The sequence below is a fragment of the Streptomyces smaragdinus genome (genome assembly GCF_009604385.1).
Taxonomy (GTDB): domain Bacteria; phylum Actinomycetota; class Actinomycetes; order Streptomycetales; family Streptomycetaceae; genus Streptomyces; species Streptomyces smaragdinus.
On sequence record NZ_WEGJ01000082.1, the window covers coordinates 1 to 7,332 of the forward strand.

Genomic DNA, 7,332 nt, shown 5'->3' on the forward strand with positions numbered 1-7,332 from the left:
GGCCCTGGGGGTGGGGTGAGGGGGCGGGTTCCGGCTCTGGTTTGAGAAGGGGGACCGGCTGTGGTTCGGGTTCCGGCTCCGTACGGAGTGCCCGCGCCTCCTCGTAACGTGCCTCCGCCCGTGCCCGCCTGTCCGCGCGTCGCTCCGCCCTCTCCGCCCGCCAGCGCGACACCCGGGCCAGCACCGCGACGGTGACAACAAGCAGCACCAGCAGCTGCCCTATGAACACCCCCCAGAACAGCCCCCACCCGGACAGCTCCCCCGCCGGCGTCGCGCCCCACGCCCCCGGGAGGTCGTGCGGCCGCTGCATCAGCTCCCGCACCGCCGTCGGCGTACGGCCGAACGTCACCCCCTGCGGCCACGCGCCGTGCGCCAGCAGCCCCGACAGCCCCGTCGCCGTCCACACCAGCACCGTCAGCCCCAGCAGGAACGCGATCACGCCGATCAGCAGACCGTCCGGGATCCCCCGCTCGCCGCCGGAGGCCTCGCGCGACGCCGCCATCTCACGCCACCGTCGATTCCCGGGTGGACGTCTGCTCGTACTCCGCCTCCTCCAGGGGATCCGGCGCCGAGGACTCCGTCATCGCGCGGTCCGTGAAGACCAGCGGGCGCTCCGTCTCCGTCACCAGATGCTTGACCACCTGCACGTTCCCGTTGACGTCCCAGACGGCGATGCCGGGCGTGAGCGTCGGGATGATCTCCACCGCCCAGCGGGGCAGGCCCAGCACCTTGCCGGTGGCTCTCGCCTCGTCGGCCTTCTGGGCGTAGATCGTCCGGGTGGACGCCATCTTGAGGATCGCGGCCGCCTCCCGGGCCGCCGCGCCGTCGACGACGTCCGACAGATGGTGCACGACCGCGACGAACGACAGGCCGAGGCGGCGGCCGAACTTCAGCAGGCGCTGGAAGAGCTGGGCGACGAAGGGGGAGTTGATGATGTGCCACGCCTCCTCCACCAGGAAGATGCGCTTGATCCGGTCGGGGCGGATCCAGGTGTGCTCGAGCCAGACGCCGACGATCGCCATCAGGATCGGCATGGCGATGGAGTTGCGGTCGATGTGCGACAGGTCGAAGACGATCAGCGGGGCGTCCAGGTCGATCCCGATGGTCGTCGGGCCGTCGAACATGCCGCGCAGGTCACCGTCGACGAGGCGGTCGAGCACCAGGGCCACGTCCAGGCCCCAGTTGCGTACGTCCTCCATCGCGACGTTCATCGCCTCCGCCGCCTCCGGGCGGGGGTGGCGGAGCTGCTCGACGATGTCCATGAGGACCGGCTGGGTGCCCGGTTTGACGGCCTCCGACACCGAGTTGTGCGCCACCTTCAGGGCGAAGCCCGAACGTTCGTCCAGGGCGCGGCCCGTGGCGACCTCGATGATCGTACGGAGCAGGGCGAGCTGGCCGGTCGTGGTGATCGACGGGTCCAGCGGGTTGAGGCGGATGCCGCTGTCGAGGGCGGCCATCGGGTCGAGGCGGATCGGCGTGATGCCCAGCTGGGAGGCGATCAGCGCCCATTCGCCGACGCCGTCCTCGCCCTGGGCGTCCAGGACGACGACCTGGCGGTCGCGGAAGCGGAGCTGGCGCAGCACGTACGTCTTCTCCAGCGCCGACTTGCCGTTGCCGGACTCGCCGAGGACCAGCCAGTGCGGGGCGGGGAGCTGCTGTCCGTACAGCTGGAAGGGGTCGTAGATGTAGCCCTTCCCGCTGTACACCTCGCGGCCGATGATCACGCCGGAGTCGCCGAGGCCGGGGGCGGCCGTCGGGAGATAGACCGCCTGCGCCTGGTTTGAGGACGTGCGTACGGGGAGACGCGTCGTTTCGATCCGGCCGAAGAGGAAGCCCGTGAACGCCTGGGTGATCGCCTCCAGGGGGCTCTGCGGGCCGATCACTTCCGCAGTCCCGTCGCGAAGGGGAGCGTGTTGACGAACGCGCGGTGGTGTTCGCGGTCGCACCACTCCAGCTTCAGGTACGACTTGCCGGCCGCGGCGCGGATCGTCCGCTTGTCGCGCGCCAGCATCTCCGGGGAGCGGGAGGAGACGGTGATCCAGCCGACGAGGTTGATGCCGGCGGCACCGCTCGCGAGGTCGTCGCCGCGCTGGTCGATACGGGAGTGGTGGGCGACGTCGCGGGGGTCCACCACGCGGTTCATCTTGGCCTGGCGGGAGGCCTCGGCGTCGTCGTTGGTCTTCTCCGTCAGCATGCGCTCGATGGCCAGCTCCGTGGGCTCGAGGTCCATGCAGACGGCGACCGTGCGGATCACGTCGGGGGTGTGGACGAGCAGGGGGGCCAGGAAGTTCACGCCGACGGGGGTCATCGGCCACTCCTTCACCCAGGCCGTGGCGTGGCACCAGGGGTCGCGGGTCGCGGACTCGCGGGTCTTGGCCTGGAGGTACTGGGGCTCCATCGCGTCGAGTTCGGCCGGCCAGGCGTTGCGTTCGGTCATCGCCTGGATGTGGTCGATGGGGTGGTCCGGGTCGTACATGCCGTGGATCAGCGACGACAGCCGGGCGCGGCCCAGCGGCTGGCGGACGCGGATGTCGGCCTCCGCGAGGCGGGCGCAGATGTCGCCGAGCTCGCGGACCATGACCGTCGCGATGCCCTCGTCGCGGCTGCACTTGGCGGCCTTGGCGATGGCCTGGGCCTCGCTGCCGAGCTCGCGGTTGTACGCCATGCAGGCCACCAGATACGCGCGGTGCTGCTCGGAGGACGTGGAGACCATCGACTGGAGCTGGTCGTACGAGTCCTTCAGCCACGCCGGGGACTGCTCGTCGCCGCGCTGCGTGACGTCCTTGGCGTGCGCGTCGGGGTCGGCGGGGAGGGTGCGGGCGAGCATCTGGAGGCGGGTGACGAAGCCGTCGCCGTTCGCCACGTGCTTCAGCAGGGTGCCGAAGCGGTCGACCAGGGCCTCCTGGTCCTCGCTGTCGCGCAGGCCGACGCCGGGGCCCTCGATCTCGATGGCCGCCGTCACCGTACGCCGGTCGGCGTGCAGCAGGACGGCGACCTCGTCGGGGCCGAACGGCGCGGGGAGCCAGCTGATGCGGCCGATGCCGGGGGGCGGGCCGACCTCGATCTCGCGGCCGTCGAGCATGGTGCCGGCCTCCTGGGCGTCGGAGCGGTACGTGGTGCCCTGGCGGAGGGTGCGCTTGAAGCTGCGGTTGATCTCGAACCACTTGAAGAACGTACGGCCGCGGTACGGCACGTACACCGCCGCGAGCGCGAGCAGGGGGAAGCCCATGAGCGTGACGATGCGCAGGGAGAGCACCGGGACGAGCAGGCCGCCCATCATGCCCAGGAAGGCTCCGGCGATGATCAGGGCGATCTCGCCCGACTCGCGGTTGCGGCCGACGATGGCGTTCGGTCTCGACCTGCCGATGAGGTACGTACGCCTGGCCGTGGGGACGTGGGCGTCGGTCGTCATCGCCGGTCACCTCCTCGGTTGCCGTTGCCGCGGGCGGGCTGCTGCTCCCGGGGCGCGGAGCTGTTTCCTGTGCGTGGTGCTGTTTGCTGGTTGCGGTTGCCGTGGGCGGCCATGCCGCCGGAGATGTTGGCGGGGGTGGGGCGGGCGTTCTGTCCGCCGCTGTCGTTGCCGCCGCTGCTGCGGGAGCTGTGGGTCTTGATGCCCTGGGAGACGAGCGCCGCCGGGGTCGCCATGACGGCCGCCGCCGGGTCGTTGCGCGGGGTGCGGCGGCTGTTGCGGGCGGAGGCCACCTCGTCGCCGAAGCCGGGGACGAAGCGGTAGATCATCGCGGAGGCGAAGATGGCCAGGAGGATGATCGCCAGGCCGCTGACCACGGCGGAGAACGAGTCCGGGCCGTCCTCCGCGGAGAGCGCGCCGGCGAGGCTGAGGACGATCACGATCACTGGTTTGACCAGGATGACGGCGATCATGATGCCGGCCCAGCGGCGGACGTGGTGCCACATGTTCTTGTCGACGAGGCCGGCGTAGACGGCGGTGCCGAGGAGGGCGCCCACGTACAGCAGCGCGGCGCGGATGACGAGCTCCAGCCACAGGACGCCGGCCGCGAGGACGGAGACCAGGCTGACGACGATCAGCATGATGGGGCCGCCGCCGATGTCGTTGCCCTTCTTGAGGGCGTCGGAGAAGCCGCCGAAGAAGGTGTCCGTGTCGGAGGCGGTGCCGGTGGCGATGGCTTCGGTGACGGCGTCCGTGGCGGCTACGACGGTGTAGAGGACCAGGGGGGTGAAGGCGGAGGCCAGGACGGTCAGCCAGAGGAAGCCGACGGCTTCGGTGAGGGCCTCGGTGAGGGGGACGCCTCGGACGGCTCGCTTGGCTACGGCGAGGAGCCAGAGGGTGAGGGTGAGGACCGTGGAGGCGGCGAAGACCACCGCGTACTGGCGGAGGAAGGTGGTGTTGGTGAAGTCGACTGTGGTGGTGTTGTTGACAGCGTCGCTGAGCTTGCCGATGGTCCAGGAGGCGGCGTCGGCACAGCCCTTGGCCAGGGAGGCGAGGGGGTCGAGGGATTCGCCTACGTCGTTGGGGGTGGTGGGGTTGGATTTGGCTTTGTCGCCGTTTTCGCAGTAGTCGCGGGCGGGGCCTCGGATGAGATCGCACGGGTCGTTGTCCTGTGCCGCTGCACGCGTTGCCAGCATCACGCCGGCTGCTTGAACCGCCGCGAGTACGGCACCGATCTGCGCCGCACGGCGTCGCAGGCTACCGGGCATAGGTGAGCCCTCCGAACCCTTCCACAGCGTCGGCCATTTCCTCCGCCGAGGAGGCCCGCTGATCCCGGCCGACCGGGGTGGGGCCATCCTTCTGGGTGAAGTCGCTGACCTTCCAATCCCCGTTCACCCACTGAAGCTCGAAGGTGCTGGTGTACCAGCTTTCCGACACGGGGTTGGTGGCCCCCTCGCCGGCTAGTCCGAACAGAGACGAGTACCAGACCGACACGGTGGCCCGGTTACCGCCGAAGTCCTCCGTGCGGGTGCCGACCGGATTGGTCCGGGACACGAACGTCATTCCGCGCGGCGCCTGTCCGCTTGCGGTGAGGCCTATCCGCTTGAGGAACGCTTCGTCGGAGTAGACCTTGTCGAGGGCGTCCTTGCGCTTGGCGAGCGCGTCCGGTGTGTAGACCGCCTCTGCCACGGTGGCGCGGCCCTCGGCATCGAACATCTCGGTGCCGCCCAGCGCCACCGCGTAATTCGCCGCCGCGGACTGAGCCCCCTCCTCCGTCTTCGCGAACCCCGCCGGAATCCCGGAGTTCGCCCCCTGCACGGGCCGCTCCCCCGAAGGCGCCGTCGGCGACGTACCGCCCTTCTGCGACGACCCGCCCGACCCGCCCTCCGACGACGACCCCGAATCCCCTCCGCGGTTGACGAAGGCGATCGCGGCGATCAGCAGGACCACGATGCCGACCACCGCGGCGACTCCCCGCCCCGGGGCGACCGCGCGCGCACTCGGGGAGCGGCCGGAGCCCCGGCTGCTTTCGGGCAGCCGGGTACGGGTCTGCCGCTCGCCGTACGGAGAGTCGTAGTCGCCGTCGTAGTCGTCGTCCTGGCTCATTGCCTCCGTGCCCCCAATGCGGCCCGCCCCGGGCCATCCCAGTCATGGGCCGCCACCGGCCCCGTTCCTGCCTCCGTCACCGACACCGCAACACGCCTCCGTCGTACGACAGTAGTCCGATCCGGAACAGGAACCACCGCCCCGGACACGGCCGTCCGGCGCGAGGATCGCGACCGCGTCGTACGCGAGGGACGGGCCGGCGGCGTCAGACCGCCATGCCGTAGACGATCGTGAAGAGCGTCCCGAGCGACCCGATGATGAAGACGCCTGTGAGCCCGGCGACGATCAGCCCCTTGCCCTGCTCGGCGCTGAACGTGTCACGGAGCGCCGTAGCGCCGATCCGCTGCTTGGCCGCGCCCCAGATGGCGATGGCCAGACACAGCAGGATGGCGACGGCCATGACGACCTCGATCATCACGCGGGCCTCTTGCCCGAGACTGCCGAACGGGCCCCAGTCTGGGGCGATGCCACCGATGATGGTGTTGATGTCGCCCTCTTCGGCCGCGAGGCCGACGTGTCCTGACGTCATTCCCATGCGTAACTCACCGCCCCTTGTGGCGTGTAGTGAGCCCTGCCAGTCGCAGGGCCAACCCCTCTATCCTCCCCGAAGTTGACGGCCCCGATGTCGAATTGACGCCATCCGGAGTCTGTCGATGCCTGTTCGGTATCTCCCCGGGGGTTCGTACATCCATGCGGGGGGTGAGGATCGATCACTTCGTAACCCTTACTGTGCGTATGATTTATGACTACGTTGAGTGATGGAGGTGGTCCGCGTGGAGGACGCTTGGGGCAGCGCGGCGGCGGTATGGCCGACGGCGCGCGACAGTACGGTGGAAGGGACATCGCGAGCGGCGAGGAGGAGCCCGGCCGTGACCCGTCCGAACCTGACCCCCCGACGGGGGAACCTCCGTGCCGTCGCCGACCGCTTGGAACGGGCCACTCCCGGCCTGCACATCGAGATCATCGGAGGGGCCCTCGTGATGTCGCCCGCTCCCCGCGGGAAGCACGCGGGGATCATCCTCATCCTGGAGCAGGAGATCAGACCGGCGCTGCTGGACTCGCTGGTGGCCATCGAAGTGGCCGCCGTCGAGATGCCGGACGATCCGGACGACTACGTGATCCCGGACCTGACGGTCTGTCCCGCGGACTTCGTGCAGTCCGACGAATGGCTTCTCGATCCGGCGGACGTCGAACTGGCGGTGGAGGTGATCTCGCCGTCGGAGCGCTCGAAGGGGGTTGCCGACAAGGCCGACTGGTACGCGGTGGCCGGCGTCCGCTGCCTCCTGCTGATCGATCCCCGGTCGGGTACGTGGGTGCTCCGCTCGCATCCGGACGGCGGGCAGTACCAGGGCACGCGACACGGCAAGTTCGGTGAGTCCGTACCGCTTCCCGCCCCGCTTGGGTTCGAGATCTCGACGGACAGCTTCCCGTTCTACGGCGAAACTCCGGGCAAGGCCTGACCGAACACCAGGTGCTGCGCGGCTCCAAGCGGCTGCCTTCAGCCCCACTTCGCTGGTTGGAGTTCGGCGCGGTGGGGCTACAGGCAGCTAACCGCGTAGTGAGCTAGGAGGCGTCGGGCGGTGGGAGGGTGAGGACTTGGGGGTCCGGGGGGAAGGCTGGGGCGCAGTCGGGGCAGGCGTAGACGCCGAAGCCGGGGCCCGTGGACTGGTGGACCGTGGTGATCAGGGTTGGTTCGTCGGTGATGATGCTGCAGCCGACGCACATGCGGACGGGGGTTCGGCGGGGGGCTGTTGGGTCCGGGGTGGGGTCCTCGGGGGTCATCGGGACATCGGCCAGGGTGAGGTGTGGAAGAGGGG

Annotated in this window: 7 protein-coding genes and 1 pseudogene; 1 reads left to right on the forward strand and 7 read right to left on the reverse strand. The window is 70.0% G+C overall.

All coding sequences use genetic code 11. The features are described 5' to 3' along the window. The 6 genes and pseudogenes from SRB5_RS35455 to SRB5_RS35480 all read right to left on the reverse strand — a co-directional run. A pseudogene (locus SRB5_RS35455) lies at nt 1–502 on the reverse strand (type VI secretion protein); the annotation flags it as partial. Between the two features lies 1 nt (nt 503). Further along, complete coding sequence (locus SRB5_RS35460) at nt 504–1,880, reverse strand: ATP-binding protein (protein ID WP_407704034.1); 1,377 nt, start codon at nt 1,878–1,880, stop codon at nt 504–506. Beyond that, on the reverse strand, nt 1,880–3,412 hold the full coding sequence (locus tag SRB5_RS35465; protein ID WP_153457938.1) for an SCO6880 family protein: 1,533 nt from the start codon (nt 3,410–3,412) through the stop codon (nt 1,880–1,882). Before SRB5_RS35465 ends, SRB5_RS35460 begins: the two co-directional genes overlap by 1 nt. Further along, nucleotides 3,409–4,677, reverse strand: a complete 1,269-nt coding sequence (locus SRB5_RS35470; protein ID WP_153457940.1) for a hypothetical protein — start codon at nt 4,675–4,677, stop codon at nt 3,409–3,411. Before SRB5_RS35470 ends, SRB5_RS35465 begins: the two co-directional genes overlap by 4 nt. Beyond that, complete coding sequence (locus tag SRB5_RS35475) at nt 4,667–5,515, reverse strand: hypothetical protein (RefSeq protein ID WP_153457942.1); 849 nt, start codon at nt 5,513–5,515, stop codon at nt 4,667–4,669. The genes SRB5_RS35470 and SRB5_RS35475 overlap by 11 nt, the downstream gene beginning before the upstream one ends. A 205-nt stretch (nt 5,516–5,720) precedes the next feature. Beyond that, a complete protein-coding gene (locus SRB5_RS35480) occupies nt 5,721–6,044 on the reverse strand; it encodes a hypothetical protein (protein WP_153457950.1) in 324 nt (107 codons plus the stop codon). Nucleotides 6,045–6,384: 340 nt separating this feature from the next. Between SRB5_RS35480 and SRB5_RS35485 the strand changes: the two genes are divergently transcribed. Next, nucleotides 6,385–6,975, forward strand: coding sequence for a Uma2 family endonuclease (locus SRB5_RS35485; RefSeq protein WP_323379043.1), 591 nt, complete (start codon nt 6,385–6,387; stop codon nt 6,973–6,975). A 103-nt stretch (nt 6,976–7,078) separates the two neighbouring features. On the opposite strand, the gene SRB5_RS35490 is transcribed toward SRB5_RS35485, so the two are convergent. Beyond that, nucleotides 7,079–7,332, reverse strand: a 254-nt coding sequence (locus SRB5_RS35490; protein ID WP_228390700.1) for a hypothetical protein, incomplete at its 5' end; no start/stop codon positions are given.

Bases quoted from the DNA above. Each gene is read 5' to 3' on its own strand.
- SRB5_RS35465 (WP_153457938.1), bottom strand. From the start codon at position 3,412: ATGACGACCGACGCCCACGTCCCCACGGCCAGGCGTACGTACCTCATC.
- SRB5_RS35470 (WP_153457940.1), bottom strand. From the start codon at position 4,677: ATGCCCGGTAGCCTGCGACGCCGTGCGGCGCAGATCGGTGCCGTACTC.
- SRB5_RS35475 (WP_153457942.1), bottom strand. From the start codon at position 5,515: ATGAGCCAGGACGACGACTACGACGGCGACTACGACTCTCCGTACGGC.
- SRB5_RS35480 (WP_153457950.1), bottom strand. From the start codon at position 6,044: ATGACGTCAGGACACGTCGGCCTCGCGGCCGAAGAGGGCGACATCAAC.